Origin of the sequence: Aquabacterium sp., assembly GCF_049274795.1 — a bacterium.
Taxonomy (GTDB): domain Bacteria; phylum Pseudomonadota; class Gammaproteobacteria; order Burkholderiales; family Burkholderiaceae_C; genus Aquabacterium.
Genome location: NZ_JBASTH010000112.1, coordinates 56,835 through 75,869 on the forward strand (window position 1 = coordinate 56,835; position 19,035 = coordinate 75,869).

A 19,035-nucleotide genomic window follows, 5' to 3' on the forward strand; every position below is an offset into this window, starting at 1 on the left:
ACGTCAGGCGCGACGCATTGTTAACCAGCCTGAACGACTGGGTGCCTAGGTGGCAACCCTAGGTTGGCGTGATGCTTGCTGCAGGTCAAGCCTCATGGACGTTATCCTGATGGGCTGACCTGCCGTGGCCATGAACCTCGACACTGCCCCGCCCACCCCCGTGCAACCGCTCAAGGCCTTGAAGGCCTTGCTGGCGCTGCGCCGCAACCCTCAGGACACGAGGCAGGTGTTCCTGTTGACGGAGGCCTTGCGCGGGCGCTCGCCCTTCAAGCTGCTGGCGCGGTTCCGGGCTGATGCGCAGGGGCGCGATCGCCTGGCCGAACGACGCTCCTTGCTGCCTACCCTGCGCCGTACGGATTGGCTGGCCACCCTGCCGCCGGGCAGCTTCGGGCGGGTCTATCACGACTTCCTGGCCGAGGAGAACCTGTCGGCGCAAGGCCTGGTGGACCTGGCCAAGAGCGCCGGCCTGGACCAGGGCGACGACGGCTCTGACCGCTTCTACATCGGCTGCCGCCTGCGCGACATGCATGACCTCTTCCACGTGCTCAGCGGCTATGGCCGCGACGAGCTGGGCGAGGTCTGCGTGCTGGCCTTTTCGCACCCGCACCAGGGCACCCGCAGCTTTGCGGTGATCGCCTCGCTGGGCGCCTTCACGCTGCGCCGTCGCTGGCGCGTGCCAGGCCTGCTGGGCGCCGTGTGGCAGGCCTGGCGGCAGGGCAAGGCGGCCTCCTGGCTGGCCGTGCAGCCCCTGGAATCACTGCTCACGCGCGATCTGCGTGAGCTTCGGCAAGCACTGAACATCGCGCCGCCCACCCGCTACCTGGCCGTGACCGACCAGGCGCGGGCACTGGGCCGCGCCATCCCGCAACCTCCTGGAAGGACTCTTTGATGCGCTACAACACCCTGGCCTACATCGTCGGTGACGACGGCGTGCTGCTGCTGACCCTGAACCGCCCCGAGCAGCTCAACGCCTTCACGGTGGAGATGGCCAACGAGCTGGTCGATGCCTTCACGCGCGCCAGCGACGACGATGCCGTGCGCGCCATCGTGGTCACGGGCGCCGGCAAGACCTTCTGCGCCGGTATGGATCTGTCGGTGCCGGGCAATGTGTTCGGCCTGGATGAGACTCAGCAGCCCACCTTGCAGGACATGCAGGAGCGCCTTGAGGATCCGGCCATCTTCAACGGCGTGCGCGATACCGGCGGGCGCGTGGTGCTGTCCATCTTCAACTGCAAGAAGCCGGTGATCGGCGCCATCAACGGCGCGGCCGTGGGCATTGGCGCGACGATGACGCTGCCCATGGACATCCGGCTGGCATCCGACAAGGCCCGCATCGGCTTCGTGTTCGGCCGCATCGGCATCGTGCCCGAGGCGTGTTCGAGCTGGTTCCTGCCGCGCATCGTGGGCATCTCGCAGGCGCTGGAGTGGACCTACATGGCCGACATCTTCGATGGCCACGAGGCGCAGCGCGGCGGCCTGGTCAAGGCCGTCTACCCGGCGGATCAGCTGCTGGACGAGGCGCTGAAGATCGCCCGCCGCATCGCCAGCGAGCGCTCGGCCGTGGGGGTGGCGCTCACGCGTCAGATGATGTATCGCAACTCGGCGCAACCGCATCCGATGGCCGCGCACCAGGTGGATTCACTGGCCATGTTCTACACCAGCATCGGCGATGGCAAGGAGGGGGTGATGGCTTTCCTGGAGAAGCGCCCGGCCCAGTTCAAGAGGCAGGCTTCGGCCATGCCGGCGTTCTACCCTTGGTGGGAATGAGGCTCAGTGCGGCTTTTGTCACGGCATTGCGGACAAGCCCACCCCCTCAAATGAATGCTTTGTCGGATAAACCCTGTGCGTTGCATGGAACGGATGAGGGACATTGGATGCCATGCACCAAGGTTTAACGCGGTGCACTTAATCAAATATCTGCAGATCGCTTGAGGATCTCGACAACACAACCCGAAGGACAAACATGAACGCAGTCATCAAGACCATTTCCCGCGCTGCCGTCGCCGTGGCTGCTGCCGTGGCCGCCAGCGGTGCAATGGCCGCCAACGCCACCGTGCAGCTGGACACCTCCGTGATCGCCACCAACAGCCTGACCGTGAACAAAGTGGGCGCGAACACCTATGCCGCATCCACCGGCACGCTGACCTCGGCCGTGGCCTCGGCCAGCACCAAGGTGATCGATTTCGGCAACAGCGATGGCTTCTCGATCGGCGTGAGCGTGGCCCTGGTCGGCCTGCAGACGCTGTCCTTCACGAACTTCTCCTTCGACCTGACCACCAACACCCTCTACGGTTCCCTGACCGGTACGGGCTTGGCCGTGTCGTCGATCAACTTCACGGGTGATCTGCTCAAGGCCAATACCGCCAGCAGCGCTGGCAGCATCCTGACGGGTTCCAACTTCTCCGTGTCGTCCGGCCTGCTGGCTTACCTGGCAAGCAAGGATGTGAAGCCAGAGTCCCTGTCGGCCATCACGTCGGCTGTGAAGTCCGTCTCGCTGCCCACCACCCCGGCCGTGCCCGAGCCCTCCACCTACGCCCTGATGGGTCTGGGCCTTGTCGGCATCGCCCTGATCGCCCGCCAGAAGCGTCAAGGCTGATCGGCTGCGCAGTGCCGGTGCCCTCGGGCGCCGGGCGCATGAAAAAAGGCAACCCTCGGGTTGCCTTTTTGTTTGGCGGAAGCCGGGACCAGGCCCGGGCCTCTGCCCTGGTCAGTGCGCAGCCTGGAACAGCGCGTCGCCGGCCACCATCGGATCGTTGGTCTCGGCATAGGTGCGTACCCACACCGGGTAGCTGTGCACCACCTTGTGCTGCCAGGGGTGGAAGCCGGGGCGGTAGTAATCCAGCAGCTTGAAGGTGTTGCGCGAGAACAGGCCGCCAGGGCCGTAGACCCAGCCCAGGCCCTTGGTGATCAGCCACACACGCTTGGTCAGGCTGAAGCCATCGCCCACCATCAGGCGGTTGGTCAGGCGCACGCTGTCGACCACCACCTTGTACAGCGCGTGCGTCATGGCTGCGCAGCGCTTGAAATAGCCCACCTTGGCGATCTGCTGCATCACGTCGAAGGCCACGGCCTTGTGCTCCATCTCTTCGATGGCATGCCAGGCCCACATGGCGCGCACGTTGGGGTCGGCGTCCTTCATGATGTCGCGCTTGGAGAACAGGCCCTCTGCCATCATGGCCGTGAAGTGCTCGAAGGCGGCGGTCAGTGCCAGGTTGTACTCGGCTGAGTACTTCCTGGTGTAGTCGTCGAACAGGGTCTTGGCATCGGTCAGGATGCGGTCCACATCGCAGCCCTGCTTGCGCAGCAGGTCGTTGTAGTGCGTGTGGGCAATGCCGTGCTGGCCTTCCTGGCGCATGAAGTTCTTCACGTCCTCGGCCAGCTTGCGGTCCTTGATCAGATGGCGGAAGGCGCGCACGCTGGTGATGAAGTAACGCTCGCCATCGGGGAAGGCGGCCTGCATGCCGTCGAACAGGCGGGTGCGGAAAGGATTGCCGCCGTGCCAGAAGCGCGGGGTGGTTTCGTCCAGGTGGAAGTCGAGCTTCTCGCGGGGGACGATCTGGTCGGGGCGGTCGTGTTCTTGTGTGGCGGACATGGCAGTCTCCTCATGACAACTGGCCGCAGTGTAGGAAGCGACCTGTCATCTTTGGAGCCTGCCCGCACGACAGGAAGGCATCGCGCACGACACCCAGGGTTTCCCATAGGTGTCGTGCGATGCCGTTTACTGGAGTCGGGTTACTGAGTGCGGTCCTTGATGCCGGCCTTGTTGTCCTTGAAGACTTCCTTGGCATCCTTCTTCACGGCCTTGGCGCTCTGCTTGGCGTCGTACTTGCAATCGCGCTCATCCTTGGCGCCCAGGCCGGCGGTCTTGCAGTCGGCGATCTCCAGATCCTTGTTGGCCTCGGCCACCTTCTTGTGGGCCTTGTAGTCCGCCTTGTTCTGCGTCTTGAGGTCGCGTGCTTCCTGAGAGGTTAGGGCGCCACCGGGATCGCTGGGCAGGGTGGTGGTGGGATCGGCCGCGAGCACCGACAGGCTGAAACAGGCGGCAGAAGTGGCCAGCAGGGTCTTGATGGAAGTGTTCATGTGTCATCTCCTTTGAGTGAGAGGCCGCAAGGGACGCGGCCTTGCAGGAGACAGGGCAATCGGTGTGCCCGGCCAGCTCAAAGGTGGGCGGCCCGTGGCGTGTCGGGCTGCCCCTGCTCGTAGCGGGCCACGCGCTTGAGTCGGTCGGCATCGAGCAGGCGGATGCGACCGTAGGTCAGTTGCACCAGGCCGTCGCGCTGCATCTCGCGCAGCATGGCGTTCACCGAGGTGCGGGACATGCCCATCATCTCGGCCAACTGGTCCTGGCGGATGTCGATGGTGTCGCGGGCGGTCTGCGGGTTCAGGCCCACCGACATCCACACCAGGCGGCGTGCCACGCGGGGCTGCGGCGGTGTCTTGGCCAGCTCGTCCAGCGCCAGCGAGGCAAAGCGCAGCTTCTGCGTGAGCAGCAGGGCCACGTGCTTCCAGTACACGGGTTGGCATCGAGGAACTGGCGCAAGGGGCCCATGGGCAGCCACAGTAGGGTGCAATCTTGAGCCGTGTCCACGTGGTGGGTGCGGCTGGCGCCATCGAACAGGCTGATCTCGCCGAATCATATGGGCGGGCTTAGGCGAATCAGCGCGTTGCTTTTGACGGGCTCGGCATCACCGGACACCAGGATGGAGCCCTCCAGCAGGGCGTACACGCCGGTGCTCGGATCCCCGCGCGAGAAGATGCGCCGGCCTGCCCGCACAGACTTGATCGCGGCCAGCGACAGCAGGCCTTGCTGCATGGGCAAGGGCAGGCTGCTGAACCAGGCGTCTTGCAGCAGGGCCTCGCTGGTGGCGGGGTGGGACGTGCACATGGTCGGTGCGGCGGATGGGTGCGGGTGCATCAATTATATGTACGTTAAAGTACATATGAAATCGTGCAGACCCTGACAGGGGCTGCATGTCCCATGTCTGCGGGATCTAGCGAGTGGGGGCGCCCCAGCGACGGGTGGTACTGCCCAGCTTGCGTGCCCAGCCGTACAGGCCGAGGGCCGACCATGTGAAGCGCGTCAGGTCCAGCAGGCGCGCATCGGTGTCGTCGCCCGTGTGGCGCGTGGTGTCCACGGCGAAGCGGTACATGCCGGCCACCACCATCTGCAAGGTGTTTTCCGTGGCCAGCGGCACATCGGGGTGTGCGGCGCGTATCTGCTTGAGCCAGTCCTTGATGATGTCGGCCCATTGCGCCTGGGCTTGCTGCAGCGCCTTCCGGATGGCGGGCGACGCGGCCTGGGCCTCCACGATGAAGGCCTTGGCCAGCATGGGCTGCTCGACAATGCGATCGTTGTAGGCTTTCAGCGCGGCGATGCTGCGATCGGCCAGGGATTCCGAGGTGTCGAGTGCGCTGCGGGCCGATTGCATGTGGATGCCGGACATGATCCGAAAGCCTTCCAGAAAGCAGTGCTCCTTGTCTGTGAACAGCTCGTAGAAGGTGGTGCGCGAGACACCCGCGTGGCGGGTGATGTCGGTCATGGTCGTGTCGGCATAGCCCTTGTCGGCCACGCAGTGGGCGATCGCGTAGAACAGGCGGATGCGCTGTGCGTGCTGCACGACGTTCTTGGGCAGGCTGCTGCTGCCTCGCGGAAGCTTGCGCATGACATCGCCGATGGGGGCGATCTCGGTGGGCAGGTTGCGCGCGGAGGCGGGCTTGCGGGCGTTGCTCATGCGCACGGGGGTGCTGTGAACGATGAGCCGGATTGTCGCCGGGAATCGGTGCCGTGTTGGCCGTGGTGCGGGCCGCCGTGCAGCGCGCCCGTCGTGGCGGCGGCAGCTTGTTGCGGTGCATCAAGCGCCTGCGTCCGAAGGGCCCAACATCCGTGACATCCACAGCCATTCTTCGCGTTGGGTGGCGATCAAAGTGGCGGATCATGAGCCGGAGGAACTGGGCATCGAAGGTCTTGCCGCGCAAGCCGGCCAGGTGGTTGAACTCTTGCGTGGACACTTGGCCGGGCATGGTGCCCAGGCTGCTGCACAGGCTGATGAAGCACTCGTAGTCGTCATTGCGTTGCCCGGATTGCGCGTAGGCATGCGTCATCCACCGCATCAGCCAGCCCTGCATTGCACCGATCTCGCGCAACTGCGTGTGGGCCACATCGCGCGCCCAGGCTTGCACCACGGGCGAGCCATGCACTTCCGCGAAGCGCGCCAGCAGCAGCGCCTGCTCGTGATGCTGCGACATCTCCTGCGCGAAGCCGATGCTGACGGGGGCGGGCGTGGTGTTCGTGGCGGCTGGTGTTTTGTCTGCCGCCATCACCAGGTCACCTTGTGTCTCGGCAGGCGTCGCGCGTGTGAGTCTGTCTGCGGTGACAAGGCCTGTGCCCAGCACGCAGGCCACCAGGGCCAGACCAGCGGCCTGGCGTCAGCGGGCGGCCTCAGGGGATGGGGTAGACGCCATTGGTGAACTTCAGAACCATGAAGCCGTTGTCCGCACAGGACACCCACAGCTGCCCGTTCACGAACCGGGGCGGTGACGAGCACCAGTCGGCCATGAGGTCCGCCAGCTTCAGGCCCAGCGAGCCGGTGGCTGGCGAGATGCCGGGCAGGCTGCCCAGCGCAAACGCCTGGGCATGGTCCGAGCCGGGCAACTCGGCGTTGCGGCCGGTTTGTGCCGGTGGGTTGAAGTAGGCGATCTCGTGTGGCTTGAGCGGATTGGCGATGTTGAACACCCGGATGCCCGCATTGAAGTAGGCACAAGCCAGTGCGGTGGGGTTGGTGCGGCGGTCCACATCGCAGTAGTGCGCGTCGTGCGAGAAGATGCTGTCATCAGCCAGATCCTGGCGGCGCACCGGCAGATTTTGCTCGGTCTGGATGGACAGGCGGATGTGCGAGGCCACCGTGGGAGCGCGTTCATTGCTGATGTCGATGAAGCGAACCGCACCATTGATGTTCTGCGCGCCGCCTTCATCCACCGTGATCAGGGAAGGCTTGCCCTGGTAGGTGACGGGCAGGGTGCTCTGCGTGATGCTGCCGTCGTTCCACTTCAGGCGGTTGATCTGGCGCACGCGGGGCATGCCGGCCTTGCGCTGCTGGATGTCGCTGACATCAAGGATGGCGATGCCCGCAGGGAACATGCTGGCGCAGATACATGTGCGTGCCATCGGCGTTGAAGGACATGCCGTGGTTGAGGAAGAGCGACGAGCCCCCGTGATAGACGTTGGTGGGCTTGGTGGGGTTGCTCACGTCAATGGCTGACAGGTAGCCCGTGGCATTGTTGGAGGTCCAGCTTGTCCGCGCCGAACGGCACGCCCCAGCCGGCATCCGCCAGCAGCTTGCCGTTGGGGCTGGTGCGCAAGGTTTCCCAGGTGCCAAGGTTGAAGGCGCGTGTGGTGAGTGACTTGACCCAGCGCGGGTTGGCCGGATCAGCCACATCGATCACCTGCGCACCTTGCCGCATCTTTCTCTTGCCCCATCAGTTCCATCTTGCATCGGTAGCCCTGCTGGCTGCGGCCACTGATGCGGTCTGCCGCGGGCACCTGCCCTTGCACGCCGGTTTCCGGTGCCGAGCCGGGACCGCACTGTGCAGTGGGTACCGGGGCGATGTTGGCGCTGCTGGCAGCAGCGGCTGGCACGCACGCTGTGGCGATGAGCAAGGCCGCACCCCATGGGATGCACTGCTTGGACGATGGCATGCAAGTCTCCTGTCGTTCGGTGTCGGGCGTGATCGTTGCGTGACGATCGCGTGCTGACAATCACCTTGCAGGCCAATCATTGGCCGCACGGACCGAAGCAGGGGTTCTTGCTCAGAGGTGTCTGGCAAGTTCTGTACCCGAACGTGCCAGCTGCTGCTCTTGCCATTGCAGAGGTGTCACACCCTTCCAGCGCCAAAAGGCCCGATGAAAGCTGGGCACGGCGGCAAAACCCAGCGCTGTGGCGATTTGCTTGAGGCTCTGCTTGTCCTGTGCGAGCAGGCGAGGGTTGAAGCTGATGGCCAGGGTTTTTGATCGAAGCGCAGGCCCGCGCCGAACGAGGCCACGTAGCGGCTGTGCTGATCATCGGGCAGGTGTAAGGGAAGTCCGCATGAAGGATGTCGCTGTCTTCCGCGCCGGCTCAGCCTGAGCAACTGCAGGGCCGAGATGGCCACGAACTCGGCGCGAAAGCGCCCGCTGCGTCCGCCTTGCATCACCGGGGTGATCAGCAATCGTGCGTGGGGACCGCCGTCGTTCAGATCGATCTCGGAGCGGTTCAGCACCAGCGGCGCAAAGCGCACGATGTCGTCCGGGATCTGGCGCAGGCTGGGCGAGAACAGCGCCAGCGGCGGCAGGAAGCCATAGCGCACCAGCGCCAGGCTCTTGCCCGCGATCAGGCCGAAGGATGCATCACTGGTCGAGCGGCACCCAGGCATCATCTGGCTGGTGCTTCAGATCCTGGAGGCCGCAGCGCAGCAGCACAGGCTCCGACGAGAATCCTTCCACATCCAGCGTGTGTGCCAGTGACTTCAGATTCAGCAGGGAGACGTCCATGATCGTGAGCTGTGCGGCTTACCGGGCACCCATGCGCCACCAGGTGATCATCAATCTAGGTACTGATCCGTGCATTTGAAAGACTGTTTTCCCGTGGGCGAGGGGCGGGACCTTCCCTTGCTTTGTCGAGTTCTCAACACTTGTCCGTAGGCCGCACCTGTTTTGGCGCTGCGTGCTAGGATCAAAACGCCTGGGGTGGATCTGCCCAGGGCCTGCCCCGAGGACGACCTCGGTGCCAGCACACCAAGAGGGACGGCCCTGCATCACCGATGGAGCAGGGGCACACGCGATGGCCACGTCACTCCCGCCGCAAGGCGATTCCTCCCACATTGAACAAGCGCAACGGCTGCTGACGCCCGCCGCCTGGCTGCGCCTGGGCCTGGCCTGGCTGGTGGTCGCGGGCTTCACGCTCGCAGCCGATGGCTGGCTGGGCGCGGGCATGGGGCCGGCCACGGCTGGCGTGGCCTTCGCCCTGCTGTTCGGCACCATCCTGGCCGCGTCCTTCGGTGTCGTGCACGAGGCCGATCACCTGGCCCATCAACTGGGCGAGCCCTACGGCACCTTGATCCTGACGCTGTCCATCGTGTCCATCGAGGTGATCCTGATTGCCTCGGTGCTGCTGGGTCCGGGGCACTTTCCTACCATCGGGCGTGATTCGATCTTTGCCGTGATGATGATCATCATGAACCTGGTGATCGGCGTGTGCCTGATCATGGGGGCCTCGCGCCATGGCGACCAGGAGTTCAACGCGCAGGGCGCCAGTGCCTACCTGTCGATGATCGCGCTGCTCACGGGCGTGTCGCTGGTGCTGCCCAATTACACCAGCGGGGCAGGGGCGTTCTCTGCCGTGCAGGCGGTGGGCATCTCCGTGGTCACGGTGCTGCTGTATAGCGTCTTCCTGTGGATGCAGATGCGCAGCCATCGGCGCTTTTTCGTGCAGCCGCCGCGTGGGGCCATGGCGATTCGTGTGCTGAGGCGGCCGGATCCCGGGCAACAGAGCCTGTCAGCAGCCCGGCCGCGCGACACGCGGGCCCTCATCGTGCGCTCCGTCCTGCTGTTGGCCCTGATCCTGCCCATCGTGCTGTTGTCCCATCACCTGGCGGCGGTCACGGACTACGGCATCGCCGCGATCGGTGCGCCGCCGGCGGTCGGTGGCGTGCTGATTGCCATCATCGTGTTCACGCCCGAGTCCATCACCGCCGTCAAGGCCGCGATGAACAACGAGATGCAGCGTGCGGTCAACCTGTGTCTTGGCGCCTTCGTGTCCACGGTGGGGCTCACGGTGCCGGCTGTGCTGGTGATCGGCCTGATCACAGGGCAGCCCGTGATCATGGGGATCTCGCCCGCAGAGGCCGCGTTGTTCGTGGTGACAATGGTGCTGAGCATGCTCACCTTCAATGGGCAGCGCACCTCGCCGATCCAGGGCTTCATGCACCTGGCAGCGTTCGCGGTGTTCGCTCTGCTGCTGTTCCAGCCGTGAGCTTGTGCCGGTGTGCTGGCGCATCTGGGGCCTGCAAAGGCTTGGCCCGTGCACAAAAATCGGCCAAGAGATAGAATGACATCCGGCTACTACCTAGCAGTGGGAGCCTTTTTCCAGGCCCTCCAGGAGCTTTCCCGGGGGGCCTTTTTTGTGGCCTGGCGCGGGTGATTGCCACGCGATAATCCCGCGATGACGAAGTGCGTACGGACAGAGGCCACCGGCCAAGAGGGTGTCAGGGAGATCGCAGCCACATGGTGGGATGGCCGGATCCTGCGGATGAGCAGGGAGGCCTACCTCAAGTGGCGCAAGGGCGGGGCCGAGAAGTTGCCCGCCGCCGCTGTCTGCGTTTTGTACGCCGATGACTTTGCCAAGCTGACGGCCAGCCAGCGCTTTCTGTTCGTGGGGCAGGTGGGCATCGACGTGTTCCAGTTCAATCCCGAAGCGCTGTTCACGCTGTCGCGCGGCCCCCGGTTCGCACGGCTGGACAAGGCCCGGGCGCGGGTGGTGTCCGCCACGGCGCGAACGGTAGAGATCTACGCCGACAGCCGCGTGGCCGTGAACCAGCTGCCCGACACCCGTGGAGCCTTGCGAGGCCTAGACCGCACAAGCCCCACCGGGCTCCCGGGGTTATCGAATCGGCGTCCAATCCAGGCACCCATTCTTCGAACCCCGCAGCATGACCACCTCACAGAAAATTGCTTTGGTGACCGGCGCCACCCGTGGCATCGGCTTTGAAACCTGCCGCCAGCTCGCCCAGGCGGGTGTGCTGGTGCTGCTGGCCGGGCGCAGCGCCGCCAGTGCGGTCAAGGCGGCCGATGAACTCCGCGCGCAAGGCCTGGCCGTGGAGCCCGTGACGCTCGACGTCACGAACGCCGGCCACATCGCCACGGTGGTGGCCGACATCCAGAGCCGCTTCGGCCGGCTGGACATCCTGGTCAACAACGCCGGCGTCCTGCTGGACGATGTTGCACGCCCCCCATCGCGGCAGACCCTGGCCTGCTGGCGCGAGACCTTCGACACCAACCTGTTCGCCGTGGTGGAGGTGACGCAGGCGCTGCTGCCCCTGCTGCGCGCCGCGCCCTCGGCCCGGATCGTCAACGTGTCGAGCCAGTTGGGCTCCTTCGGCCTTCACACCGACCCGGCCTCGCCGATCTACGGCGTCAAGATCCCGGCGTACGACGCCTCCAAGAGCGCCGTGAACGCCTGGACGGTGCACCTGGCCTACGAGCTTAAGGACACGCCCCACAAGGTGAACGCCATCCACCCTGGCTATGTGCAGACCGACATGAACCGGGGCGCAGGCGATCTGAGCATCGCCGACGGCGCCAAGAGCAGCGTGCAGATGGCGCTGCTGCCCGACGACGGCCCCAGCGGCTCCTTCACGCACCTGGGCCAGACGCTGCCCTGGTGAAAAAGGCCTCTTGAAACTCTCGGCCTGATCCCTATAATGCTTTTAGCACTCGACTTGCTTGAGTGCTAACAACACGTCCCGCGCGGTCTTTCAACCCCGGGGCGTCCGCTTTATCCCGTTGTCTGCATGTGAGTGCTTACTATCATGCGGGCGCGCAACAACCCCCGATGTCTCACGAGACAGGAGAAGTCATGAAACTGCGTCCTCTGCACGATCGCGTGATCGTCAAGCGCCTGGAAAACGAAACCAAGACCGCTTCGGGCATCTACATTCCGGACAATGCCGCCGAGAAGCCTGACCAGGGCGAAGTCCTCGCCGTTGGTCCCGGCAAGCGCAATGACAAGGGTGAGTTCGTTGCCCTGAACGTCGCCGTCGGCGACCGCGTCCTGTTCGGCAAGTACTCTGGCCAGACCGTCAAGGTCGATGGCGACGAGCTGCTGGTGATGCGTGAAGAAGACCTCTTCGCCGTCGTCGCCAAGTAAGCACAGCCTTTCAGGCACTACCCCACATCTACTGATTTCGGAGAATTCAAATGGCAGCAAAAGACGTCGTCTTCGGCGGTGAAGCCCGTGCCCGCATGGTCGAGGGTGTCAACATCCTGGCCAATGCCGTCAAGGTGACCCTGGGCCCCAAGGGCCGCAACGTGGTGCTCGAGCGCTCTTTCGGCGCCCCCACCGTGACCAAGGACGGTGTGTCCGTGGCCAAGGAAATCGAGCTGAAGGACAAGCTCCAGAACATGGGCGCCCAGATGGTCAAGGAAGTCGCTTCCAAGACCTCCGACAACGCCGGTGACGGCACCACCACCGCCACCGTGCTGGCCCAGGCCATCGTGCGCGAAGGCATGAAGTACGTGGCCGCCGGCATGAACCCGATGGACCTCAAGCGCGGCATCGACAAGGCGGTTGCCGCCCTGGTCGCCGAGCTGAAGAAGCAATCGAAGGCCACCACCACCTCCAAGGAAATCGCCCAGGTCGGCACCATTTCCGCCAACTCCGACGCCGACGTCGGCCAGATCATCGCCGACGCGATGGACAAGGTGGGCAAGGAAGGCGTGATCACCGTTGAAGACGGCAAGAGCCTGAACAACGAACTGGACGTCGTCGAAGGCATGCAGTTCGACCGCGGCTACCTGTCGCCCTACTTCATCAACAACCCCGAGAAGCAGGCCGCCCTGCTGGACAACCCCTTCGTGCTGCTGTACGACAAGAAGGTGTCCAACATCCGTGACCTGCTGCCCACGCTGGAGCAAGTCGCCAAGGCTGGCCGTCCGCTGCTGATCATCGCTGAAGAAGTCGATGGCGAAGCGCTGGCCACTCTGGTGGTCAACACCATCCGCGGCATCCTGAAGGTCGTGGCTGTGAAGGCTCCTGGCTTCGGCGACCGCCGCAAGGCCATGCTGGAAGACATCGCCATCCTGACGGGCGGCAAGGTCATCGCCGAGGAAGTCGGTCTGTCGCTGGAGAAGGTTACGCTGGCCGATCTGGGCCAGGCCAAGCGCGTCGAAGTGGGCAAGGAAAACACCACCATCATCGACGGCGCCGGTGAAGCCGCTGGCATCGAAGCCCGCGTCAAGCAGATCCGCATCCAGATCGAAGAAGCCACCTCCGACTACGACCGCGAGAAGCTGCAAGAGCGCGTGGCCAAGCTGGCCGGCGGCGTGGCCGTGATCAAGGTCGGCGCTGCCACCGAAGTCGAAATGAAGGAAAAGAAGGCCCGCGTTGAAGACGCGCTGCACGCGACCCGTGCCGCCGTTGAAGAAGGCGTGGTTCCTGGTGGTGGCGTGGCTCTGCTGCGCGCCAAGCAAGCTGTGGGCGAAGTGAAGGGCGACAACGCCGATCAAGACGCCGGCATCAAGCTGATCCTGAAGGCCATTGAAGCCCCCCTGCGCGAGATCGTGTCGAACGCCGGTGACGAGCCGTCCGTGGTGGTCAACGCCGTGCTGAACGGCAAGGGCACCTACGGCTACAACGCCGCCAACGGCACCTACGGCGACATGATCGAAATGGGCATCCTGGATCCCACGAAGGTCACCCGCACGGCCCTGCAGAACGCTGCTTCCGTGTCCTCCCTGATGCTGACGACCGAGTGCATGGTCGCCGAGTCCCCCAAGGACGACGCACCCGCAGCCGGTGGCCACGACATGGGCGGCATGGGCGGTATGGGCGGCATGGGCATGTAATGCCTGCCGGGGCGGCTTTGGCCGCCTCGACGCCAAGCTCCCCCGAGCTACAGAAAGGGCCGCAGCAATGCGGCCCTTTTCATTTTCCGATGTCAGGCGGGTTTCACAGGCCCCACCTACAATGACGCCACCATGAGCACCCCCCGCGAATTCGTCCTCACCCTGTCGTGCACTGATACCAAGGGCATCGTCCACGCCGTCTCGGGCCTGCTGTACCAGGCCGGCTGCAACATCATCGACTCGCAGCAGTTCGGCGACGTGCAGTGTGACGACAGCACGGGGCTGTTCTTCATGCGGGTGCACTTCGAGGCGCCCGAGCACCTGGCCGACGTGGCCACGCTGGACAAGCTCTTCAGCCATGTGCGTGCCCAGTTCAAGATGGAAGCGCAGATCCGCGGTCTGGGCGCTAAGCCCCGGGTGCTGGTGATGGTCAGCAAGCATGGCCACTGCCTCAACGACCTGCTGTTCCGCGTGCGCTCTGGATGGCTGCCCATCGACGTGCCGGCCATCGTCTCCAACCACCCCGATTACGCCGAGCTGGCCGCCAGCTACGGCATCCCTTTCCACCACCTGCCGCTGCCCACCGGCTCCAGTGCCGAAGCCAAGCGCGAGCAGGAAAAGCAGGTCGAGGCCCTGGTCGAGCAGACGGGCACCGACCTGGTTGTGCTGGCCCGCTACATGCAGATCCTCAGCCCCGAGTTTTGCAGCTTCCTCAAGGGCCGGGCCATCAACATCCACCACAGCTTCCTGCCCAGCTTCAAGGGCGCTAAGCCCTACTACCAGGCGCACGACCGCGGCGTGAAACTGATCGGCGCGACGGCCCATTACGTGACGGCCGACCTGGACGAAGGCCCCATCATCGAGCAGGACGTGCAGCGCGTGGACCACACGCTCAGCCCCGAGGATTTCACCGCCGTGGGCCGCGACGTGGAGTGCATCGTGCTGGCGCGTGCCGTGAAGTGGCACACCGAGCACCGCGTGCTGATGAACGGCCACAAGACGGTGGTCTTCCGCTGAGCTGCTTGGGCGGCGTGTAACGAACGACACGAAGGGCACAGGCCGATGACTGATTCCCGATCCCAGAAAGTGGCCCAGGCCGCCTTGATGGCCACGGCCGACGAGACTGAGGCCGCCTTCTACGAGGCCATGCAGCAGGGCGACATCGAACGCCTGATGAGCCTGTGGGCCGAGGATGAAGACATTGCCTGCGTGCACCCCGGCGGGCCGCGCCTGGTGGGCCATGTGGCCATCCGCGCGGCTTTCGAGGCGGTGTTCTCCAATGGCGGCGTGCACGTCACGCTGGCGCAGGTGCGCAGCGTGGAAGGCCCTGGCTGTGAGGTGCACCATGTGCTTGAACGTGTCCAGGCCATGACACCCGAAGGCCTGCAGACGGCCTACGTGCTGGCCAGCAATGTCTACCTGCGCACTGCCCATGGCTGGCGTCTGGCGCTGCACCACGCCAGCCCCGGTCAGCCCGACGACATGCAGGACATGATCGAGGCCTCGTCCGTACTGCACTGACGGGCGGCCGATGAAGTCCTGGCGTGCTCCCCGATGGCTGCGGGCCCCTGGCGCCGTGGGCGGCAATGTGCAAACCATCTGGCCCGCGGTGTTCTCTCGCCACTGGCCGGAGGCGGCGCCCCGCTTGAAGGGGCGCCGTGAGCGCTGGACCGCCCCGGACGGCGATTTCGTCGATGTGGACTGGCTGGCCGAACCGCCCGCACCGCAATCCCCCCTGCTGATCCTGTTCCATGGGCTGGAGGGCTCATCGCGCAGCCACTATGCCCAGGCCTTTGGCCACTGGGCCAAGGCGCAGGGCTGGGGCTGTGCCGTGCCGCACTTTCGGGGCTGCTCGGGCGAGCCGAACCTGGCGCCCAGGGCATACCACAGCGGTGACTATGAAGAAGCCGGCTGGATCCTGGACAAGTTCATGCAGGCCCACCCCGACGGCCCGCGTGTGGCCGCTGGCGTGTCCCTGGGCGGCAATGTGCTGCTGCGCTGGGCCCAGGAGGCTGGGCATGAGGCCAGCCTGCGCGTGCGCGCCGTGGCGGCCATCTCGGCCCCGCTGGACCTGGCCGCCGCGGGCCATGCCATCAGCCGCGGCTTCAACCGGCAGGTCTACAACCGCATGTTCATCGCGAGCATGAAGCCCAAGGCGCTGGCCAAGCTGGCGCACTACCCCGGCCTGTACGATGCGCATGCCCTGCGCCAGGCGCGGGATCTGTACGAGTACGACAATGCCGTGACGGCCCCGGTGTTCGGTTTTGCCGATGCCGAGGATTACTGGGTGAAGTGCTCGGCCGGCCCGCGCCTGATCAGCCTGACGGGTGTGCCGGCGCTGGTGCTCAATGCCCGCAACGACCCGTTCATCCCGGGGGGCAGCCTGCCCAGGCCGGATCAGGTCAGCAACTGGGTCACCTTGTGGCAGCCCGAGGATGGTGGGCACGTGGGCTTCCCTGGTGGGGCGTGGCCCGGGCATGTGGGCGATCTGCCCCAGGCCGTGGGCGCGTGGCTTGCCATGCACCTGCGCTGAGCCTGACTGGGCGACAAGCAAGGAGACCGCGATGGACGAGATCGTCAAGGCCGCGCTGAAGAAATGGCCCAACGTGCCCTACAGCTACGACTGGCTGGGGCTGGACGCGCGCGGCGACTGGTACCTGCGCGATGCACAGACGCAGCAGGCCGGCACCTTCCCGCAGGTCAAGGGAAGCCGCATCGTGCATGACAAGCTCAAGGACTTCATCTGCCGCAACTACGAGGCGGACGAGCAGGGGGCCTGGTTCTTCCAGAACGGCCCGCAGCGTGTCTACGTGGTGCTGGAAGCCGCGCCCTGGGTACTGGGCATTCAGGCGCAGGGCGATGGGGGCTTTCGCATCGAGACCCATACCGGCCGTGAAGCCGGGCAAGTGACGGACACCTGGCTGGACGAACAGGGGCGCCTGTTCCTGGCCACGGACATCGGCCTGGGCTTGGTACGCTCGCTGGACATGGCGGTGGCGGTGGACGCCATCGAGGCCCTGGGCTGGACGCCCCAGGACGTGGCCTTCGACACCTTGCCGCAGCGGTATGGCTATGTGCTCAGGCCGGTGGCGCCTGCCAAGCCGGCACAGACCGCGCCTGCGACCTGATCAGGGTGCAGACGCAGCGCTGGCAGCCGCATCGGCCGCACCGCTGGCTGCGGCCGCCACGGGTGGTGTCGTGAACTTGCCGCCGCCAGCGTTGGCCAGGTAGACCACCGCGCGCTTGATCTCGTCGTCGTTGTAGTCGCCGCCGCCTTGCGGGGGCATGGCGTTCTTGCCCTTGAGGGCGGCGTGGTACAGCGCCTCGACACCCTCGGCGATGCGGGCACTCCAGGCGCCAGCGTCACCGAATTTGGGTGCACCCAGCGTGCCAGTCTCATGGCAGGCGGCGCATTGGCCCTTGAAGACTTCTTCACCGGTGGCGGCGCCAGCATTGGCCGCGGCCACCTTGATCTGCACCGCGGCCACCGGCATGATGCGCTGCGCCGTGGCCTCGGGGCCCAGCGCGGTGCTGCCGGCGGATTCCTTGCTGGTCGAGTTCACGTAGCTGACCAGCAGAACGATGATCAGGATGGGCACGACAAAGGCCAGCAAGACGGCGACGATCAGCTGATTGACGGTCTTGATCGGACCTTCGTGGGGCGAGTGGGGCTCTTGGCTCATGAAGTCCTCTGGGGAAGGGGCAGATAGAGGGGCTGAAATTCATTATAGGAGTGGGTTTTTGCGTGCAACAGGGGCTTTAGCCAAGGGTTCTCCCATAAAGACAAACTCATTAATGCAGCGCAAGAAAGCTGCGATTCGAGAGGGCAGTGCGGGCGCACTGCTAGAATCGTCGTCTACGCGCCCGTAGCTCAATGGATAGAGTACTGCCCTCCGAAGGCAGGGGTTGCTGGTTCGATCCCAGCCGGGCGCGCCACTTGGCTCTTGATGTAAGTCCTTGATGCACAAGGATTTCGAAGAGTCGGGGGAGCGTGGACTGAATTTTGTCCCTCCCTGAAATCGCCTGTTTGCCACAAATTCGCCACATCGCGAAGAAAGGCAAGCATGGCAAGTTTCCGCAAACGAGGTGCGACGGGCTGGGAAGCTCAGATTCGCATGCGTGGTTGGCCCCAGTTGGCCCGCACGTTCAAGACGAAGGCTGACGCTGTCCAATGGGCGTCTGAGCGCGAGGCAGAGATGCGTCGTGGCACTTTCATCGATACGACGAGCCTACGCTCGATGAATCTGCACGACTTACTGCAGAGATACCTCGATCAGGTCACGCCAAACAAGAAGGGCGCGGACGTGGAAGGCTACCGACTGCGCGCCCTTATGCGCGAGCCGATGGCCAAGCTGACGCTGGATCGTGTGACTGCCTCCGTGATCTGTGATTGGCGTGAGGCACGCAGGCGAGCTGTGAAGGGGGACACGGTGCGCAGAGAAATGAATCTGCTGTCCAGCGTCTTCGGCTATGCCGCCTCTGAATGGCAGTTGCCGCTCACAAATCCGGTCAAGGGGTTGCAGCGTCCTAAACAGAGTGAGGGAAGGTCGCGTCGCCCATCGTGGTCCGAACTTCGAAAGGTGCTGCGAGAACTTTCTCCTCAACAGCGAGAGGACGGCTGTTGGACCGGGGCGAGGAACCCATGGGTCAAACCTGCCGTACTGCTGGCGCTGCGTACAGCCATGCGCCGCGGCGAGATCCTCAATCTTCACTGGGAGCATGTGGACTGGACTGGGCGCTGCGTGCATCTTCCGGCAACGAAAAACGGTTCATCGCGCGATGTGCCTCTGAGCAACAAGGCCGCTCTCGTGCTGCGGCGCCTTTTCAATGGGCAAAGCGTTGGGCCTGTCTTTCCCACGACGACATCTGCGTTCAAACAAGTTTTCGCGGATGCGATGACACGCTCGCAAGTTCAAAACTTGAGGTTCCACGATTTCCGACATGACGCCACCACAAGGTTGGCCGGAAAGCTAGTGAACGTCCTTGAGCTTTCGGCGGTCACCGGGCACAAGAGCTTGGCAATGCTTAAGCGCTACTACAACCCTAAGGCGTCCGATCTGGCGCAGAAGCTGGACTAAAGCGTATGGCGAAAAACATCACCAACCAAGCTCAAGCGCCGATCACCTTTGCAGTCCCAAAAGTCTTGGCAGAGGTTTTCAAACTTCAGTCGGACACCACTGCGCTGCGGAAAAGACACCGTATTCGCATAGCGCGAAGCAAGCATAAGGCGCTGTTTGGGCAACCTGATCCAGACAAAACAGATGATTGGTATCTTGCTCAAGAGCGGCCTATCGCCGAAGAGACGCAGAAGTCCCCGATGGCCACCCCAAACTGCTCCACTGTTGGCCAGTCAAACTGCTCCAGGCAGGACGGGGTGATTATGCGGGGTCGGGCGTGATGGCCAGCCGCGCGGCGGCCTCCTTGAGCCGGTAGCTCTT

26 protein-coding genes, 1 tRNA gene and 1 pseudogene are annotated in these 19,035 nt (G+C 64.5%); 15 read left to right on the forward strand and 13 right to left on the reverse strand.

The annotated features are described in order from the left end of the window. Positions 1–130: 130 nt before the first annotated feature. From WAQ08_RS18930 to WAQ08_RS18940, 3 genes are all read left to right on the forward strand, one after another. Complete coding sequence (locus WAQ08_RS18930) at positions 131–889, forward strand: Coq4 family protein (protein ID WP_422193785.1); 759 nt, start codon at positions 131–133, stop codon at positions 887–889. After that, the gene (locus tag WAQ08_RS18935) at positions 889–1,767 is read left to right on the forward strand and encodes a crotonase/enoyl-CoA hydratase family protein (protein WP_422193787.1); all 879 of its coding nucleotides are present in this window, start codon (positions 889–891) and stop codon (positions 1,765–1,767) included. Before WAQ08_RS18930 ends, WAQ08_RS18935 begins: the two co-directional genes overlap by 1 nt. A gap of 196 nt (positions 1,768–1,963) precedes the next feature. Continuing rightward, a complete protein-coding gene (locus tag WAQ08_RS18940; protein WP_422193789.1) occupies positions 1,964–2,596 on the forward strand; it encodes a PEP-CTERM sorting domain-containing protein in 633 nt (210 codons plus the stop codon). A gap of 111 nt (positions 2,597–2,707) precedes the next feature. On the opposite strand, the gene WAQ08_RS18945 is transcribed toward WAQ08_RS18940, so the two are convergent. The 12 genes and pseudogenes from WAQ08_RS18945 to WAQ08_RS19000 form a co-directional block, all read right to left on the reverse strand. Next, positions 2,708–3,592 (reverse strand): metal-dependent hydrolase, encoded by an 885-nt coding sequence (locus tag WAQ08_RS18945; protein WP_422193791.1) that lies wholly within the window; start codon positions 3,590–3,592, stop codon positions 2,708–2,710. A 140-nt stretch (positions 3,593–3,732) separates the two neighbouring features. Continuing rightward, complete coding sequence (locus WAQ08_RS18950; protein WP_422193793.1) at positions 3,733–4,080, reverse strand: hypothetical protein; 348 nt, start codon at positions 4,078–4,080, stop codon at positions 3,733–3,735. 77 nt (positions 4,081–4,157) lie between these two features. Further along, a complete protein-coding gene (locus WAQ08_RS18955; protein WP_422193795.1) occupies positions 4,158–4,514 on the reverse strand; it encodes a Crp/Fnr family transcriptional regulator in 357 nt (118 codons plus the stop codon). A gap of 119 nt (positions 4,515–4,633) precedes the next feature. After that, on the reverse strand, positions 4,634–4,885 hold the full coding sequence (locus WAQ08_RS18960) for a hypothetical protein (protein ID WP_422193796.1): 252 nt from the start codon (positions 4,883–4,885) through the stop codon (positions 4,634–4,636). Positions 4,886–4,991: 106 nt separating this feature from the next. Continuing rightward, positions 4,992–5,732 (reverse strand): TetR/AcrR family transcriptional regulator, encoded by a 741-nt coding sequence (locus WAQ08_RS18965; RefSeq protein WP_422193797.1) that lies wholly within the window; start codon positions 5,730–5,732, stop codon positions 4,992–4,994. A gap of 250 nt (positions 5,733–5,982) precedes the next feature. Then, positions 5,983–6,318, reverse strand: a pseudogene (locus WAQ08_RS18970) (DUF305 domain-containing protein); the annotation flags it as partial. A 121-nt stretch (positions 6,319–6,439) separates the two neighbouring features. Continuing rightward, positions 6,440–7,138 (reverse strand): hypothetical protein, encoded by a 699-nt coding sequence (locus WAQ08_RS18975; protein WP_422193799.1) that lies wholly within the window; start codon positions 7,136–7,138, stop codon positions 6,440–6,442. Further along, the gene (locus WAQ08_RS18980; protein WP_422193801.1) at positions 7,110–7,247 is read right to left on the reverse strand and encodes a hypothetical protein; all 138 of its coding nucleotides are present in this window, start codon (positions 7,245–7,247) and stop codon (positions 7,110–7,112) included. Before WAQ08_RS18980 ends, WAQ08_RS18975 begins: the two co-directional genes overlap by 29 nt. 1 nt (position 7,248) lies before the next feature. After that, positions 7,249–7,461: a hypothetical protein gene (locus tag WAQ08_RS18985; protein WP_422193803.1), complete on the reverse strand. Its 213-nt coding sequence runs from the start codon at positions 7,459–7,461 to the stop codon at positions 7,249–7,251. Positions 7,462–7,807: 346 nt separating this feature from the next. Then, entirely contained in the window at positions 7,808–7,930 is a 123-nt protein-coding gene (locus tag WAQ08_RS18990) for a hypothetical protein (RefSeq protein ID WP_422193835.1), read from the reverse strand. Then, entirely contained in the window at positions 7,873–8,412 is a 540-nt protein-coding gene (locus WAQ08_RS18995; protein WP_422193805.1) for an AraC family transcriptional regulator ligand-binding domain-containing protein, read from the reverse strand. Before WAQ08_RS18995 ends, WAQ08_RS18990 begins: the two co-directional genes overlap by 58 nt. Continuing rightward, entirely contained in the window at positions 8,384–8,527 is a 144-nt protein-coding gene (locus WAQ08_RS19000; RefSeq protein ID WP_422193806.1) for a hypothetical protein, read from the reverse strand. Before WAQ08_RS19000 ends, WAQ08_RS18995 begins: the two co-directional genes overlap by 29 nt. A gap of 289 nt (positions 8,528–8,816) precedes the next feature. Between WAQ08_RS19000 and WAQ08_RS19005 the strand changes: the two genes are divergently transcribed. From WAQ08_RS19005 to WAQ08_RS19045, 9 genes are all read left to right on the forward strand, one after another. Then, positions 8,817–10,007 (forward strand): calcium:proton antiporter, encoded by a 1,191-nt coding sequence (locus WAQ08_RS19005; RefSeq protein ID WP_422193807.1) that lies wholly within the window; start codon positions 8,817–8,819, stop codon positions 10,005–10,007. 189 nt (positions 10,008–10,196) lie between these two features. Further along, a complete protein-coding gene (locus WAQ08_RS19010) occupies positions 10,197–10,742 on the forward strand; it encodes a hypothetical protein (RefSeq protein ID WP_422193809.1) in 546 nt (181 codons plus the stop codon). Continuing rightward, positions 10,711–11,418: an SDR family oxidoreductase gene (locus WAQ08_RS19015; protein WP_422193811.1), complete on the forward strand. Its 708-nt coding sequence runs from the start codon at positions 10,711–10,713 to the stop codon at positions 11,416–11,418. The genes WAQ08_RS19010 and WAQ08_RS19015 overlap by 32 nt, the downstream gene beginning before the upstream one ends. Before the next feature lie 191 nt (positions 11,419–11,609). Then, a complete protein-coding gene (locus WAQ08_RS19020) occupies positions 11,610–11,900 on the forward strand; it encodes a co-chaperone GroES (RefSeq protein ID WP_422193812.1) in 291 nt (96 codons plus the stop codon). A gap of 50 nt (positions 11,901–11,950) precedes the next feature. Then, a complete protein-coding gene (gene groL, locus WAQ08_RS19025; protein WP_422193814.1) occupies positions 11,951–13,597 on the forward strand; it encodes a chaperonin GroEL in 1,647 nt (548 codons plus the stop codon). Positions 13,598–13,729: 132 nt separating this feature from the next. Then, positions 13,730–14,614 carry a formyltetrahydrofolate deformylase gene (gene purU, locus WAQ08_RS19030; protein WP_422193816.1) on the forward strand — a complete coding sequence of 295 codons (885 nt, stop codon included), beginning with the start codon at positions 13,730–13,732 and terminating at the stop codon, positions 14,612–14,614. A 45-nt stretch (positions 14,615–14,659) separates the two neighbouring features. Beyond that, positions 14,660–15,118 carry a YybH family protein gene (locus tag WAQ08_RS19035; RefSeq protein ID WP_422193818.1) on the forward strand — a complete coding sequence of 153 codons (459 nt, stop codon included), beginning with the start codon at positions 14,660–14,662 and terminating at the stop codon, positions 15,116–15,118. A 10-nt stretch (positions 15,119–15,128) separates the two neighbouring features. Further along, the gene (locus WAQ08_RS19040; RefSeq protein ID WP_422193819.1) at positions 15,129–16,130 is read left to right on the forward strand and encodes a YheT family hydrolase; all 1,002 of its coding nucleotides are present in this window, start codon (positions 15,129–15,131) and stop codon (positions 16,128–16,130) included. Positions 16,131–16,161: 31 nt separating this feature from the next. After that, positions 16,162–16,725 (forward strand): DUF2946 family protein, encoded by a 564-nt coding sequence (locus WAQ08_RS19045; RefSeq protein WP_422193821.1) that lies wholly within the window; start codon positions 16,162–16,164, stop codon positions 16,723–16,725. On the opposite strand, the gene WAQ08_RS19050 is transcribed toward WAQ08_RS19045, so the two are convergent. Then, the gene (locus WAQ08_RS19050) at positions 16,726–17,280 is read right to left on the reverse strand and encodes a c-type cytochrome (RefSeq protein WP_422193823.1); all 555 of its coding nucleotides are present in this window, start codon (positions 17,278–17,280) and stop codon (positions 16,726–16,728) included. A gap of 177 nt (positions 17,281–17,457) precedes the next feature. On the opposite strand from WAQ08_RS19050, the gene WAQ08_RS19055 reads away from it, so the two are divergent. The 3 genes from WAQ08_RS19055 to WAQ08_RS19065 all read left to right on the forward strand — a co-directional run bounded on the left by WAQ08_RS19055 (position 17,458) and on the right by WAQ08_RS19065 (position 18,995). Next, positions 17,458–17,533 (forward strand) — tRNA-Arg (locus WAQ08_RS19055). Between the two features lie 128 nt (positions 17,534–17,661). After that, positions 17,662–18,675 (forward strand): tyrosine-type recombinase/integrase, encoded by a 1,014-nt coding sequence (locus WAQ08_RS19060; protein ID WP_422193825.1) that lies wholly within the window; start codon positions 17,662–17,664, stop codon positions 18,673–18,675. Between the two features lie 5 nt (positions 18,676–18,680). Then, a complete protein-coding gene (locus tag WAQ08_RS19065) occupies positions 18,681–18,995 on the forward strand; it encodes a hypothetical protein (protein ID WP_422193828.1) in 315 nt (104 codons plus the stop codon). The last annotated feature ends 40 nt before the right edge of the window (positions 18,996–19,035 follow it).

Excerpts from the sequence above, each read along its gene's own strand:
- WAQ08_RS18930 (WP_422193785.1), top strand. The coding sequence starts at position 131 with ATGAACCTCGACACTGCCCCGCCCACCCCCGTGCAACCGCTCAAGGCC.
- WAQ08_RS18935 (WP_422193787.1), top strand. The coding sequence starts at position 889 with ATGCGCTACAACACCCTGGCCTACATCGTCGGTGACGACGGCGTGCTG.
- WAQ08_RS18940 (WP_422193789.1), top strand. The coding sequence starts at position 1,964 with ATGAACGCAGTCATCAAGACCATTTCCCGCGCTGCCGTCGCCGTGGCT.
- WAQ08_RS18945 (WP_422193791.1), bottom strand. The coding sequence starts at position 3,592 with ATGTCCGCCACACAAGAACACGACCGCCCCGACCAGATCGTCCCCCGC.
- WAQ08_RS18950 (WP_422193793.1), bottom strand. The coding sequence starts at position 4,080 with ATGAACACTTCCATCAAGACCCTGCTGGCCACTTCTGCCGCCTGTTTC.
- WAQ08_RS18960 (WP_422193796.1), bottom strand. The coding sequence starts at position 4,885 with ATGTGCACGTCCCACCCCGCCACCAGCGAGGCCCTGCTGCAAGACGCC.
- WAQ08_RS18965 (WP_422193797.1), bottom strand. The coding sequence starts at position 5,732 with ATGAGCAACGCCCGCAAGCCCGCCTCCGCGCGCAACCTGCCCACCGAG.
- WAQ08_RS18975 (WP_422193799.1), bottom strand. The coding sequence starts at position 7,138 with ATGTTCCCTGCGGGCATCGCCATCCTTGATGTCAGCGACATCCAGCAG.
- WAQ08_RS18985 (WP_422193803.1), bottom strand. The coding sequence starts at position 7,461 with ATGCGGCAAGGTGCGCAGGTGATCGATGTGGCTGATCCGGCCAACCCG.
- WAQ08_RS18995 (WP_422193805.1), bottom strand. The coding sequence starts at position 8,412 with ATGATGCCTGGGTGCCGCTCGACCAGTGATGCATCCTTCGGCCTGATC.
- WAQ08_RS19000 (WP_422193806.1), bottom strand. The coding sequence starts at position 8,527 with ATGGACGTCTCCCTGCTGAATCTGAAGTCACTGGCACACACGCTGGAT.
- WAQ08_RS19005 (WP_422193807.1), top strand. The coding sequence starts at position 8,817 with ATGGCCACGTCACTCCCGCCGCAAGGCGATTCCTCCCACATTGAACAA.
- WAQ08_RS19010 (WP_422193809.1), top strand. The coding sequence starts at position 10,197 with ATGACGAAGTGCGTACGGACAGAGGCCACCGGCCAAGAGGGTGTCAGG.
- WAQ08_RS19020 (WP_422193812.1), top strand. The coding sequence starts at position 11,610 with ATGAAACTGCGTCCTCTGCACGATCGCGTGATCGTCAAGCGCCTGGAA.
- groL (WP_422193814.1), top strand. The coding sequence starts at position 11,951 with ATGGCAGCAAAAGACGTCGTCTTCGGCGGTGAAGCCCGTGCCCGCATG.
- purU (WP_422193816.1), top strand. The coding sequence starts at position 13,730 with ATGAGCACCCCCCGCGAATTCGTCCTCACCCTGTCGTGCACTGATACC.
- WAQ08_RS19035 (WP_422193818.1), top strand. The coding sequence starts at position 14,660 with ATGACTGATTCCCGATCCCAGAAAGTGGCCCAGGCCGCCTTGATGGCC.
- WAQ08_RS19040 (WP_422193819.1), top strand. The coding sequence starts at position 15,129 with ATGAAGTCCTGGCGTGCTCCCCGATGGCTGCGGGCCCCTGGCGCCGTG.
- WAQ08_RS19045 (WP_422193821.1), top strand. The coding sequence starts at position 16,162 with ATGGACGAGATCGTCAAGGCCGCGCTGAAGAAATGGCCCAACGTGCCC.
- WAQ08_RS19050 (WP_422193823.1), bottom strand. The coding sequence starts at position 17,280 with ATGAGCCAAGAGCCCCACTCGCCCCACGAAGGTCCGATCAAGACCGTC.
- WAQ08_RS19060 (WP_422193825.1), top strand. The coding sequence starts at position 17,662 with ATGGCAAGTTTCCGCAAACGAGGTGCGACGGGCTGGGAAGCTCAGATT.
- WAQ08_RS19065 (WP_422193828.1), top strand. The coding sequence starts at position 18,681 with ATGGCGAAAAACATCACCAACCAAGCTCAAGCGCCGATCACCTTTGCA.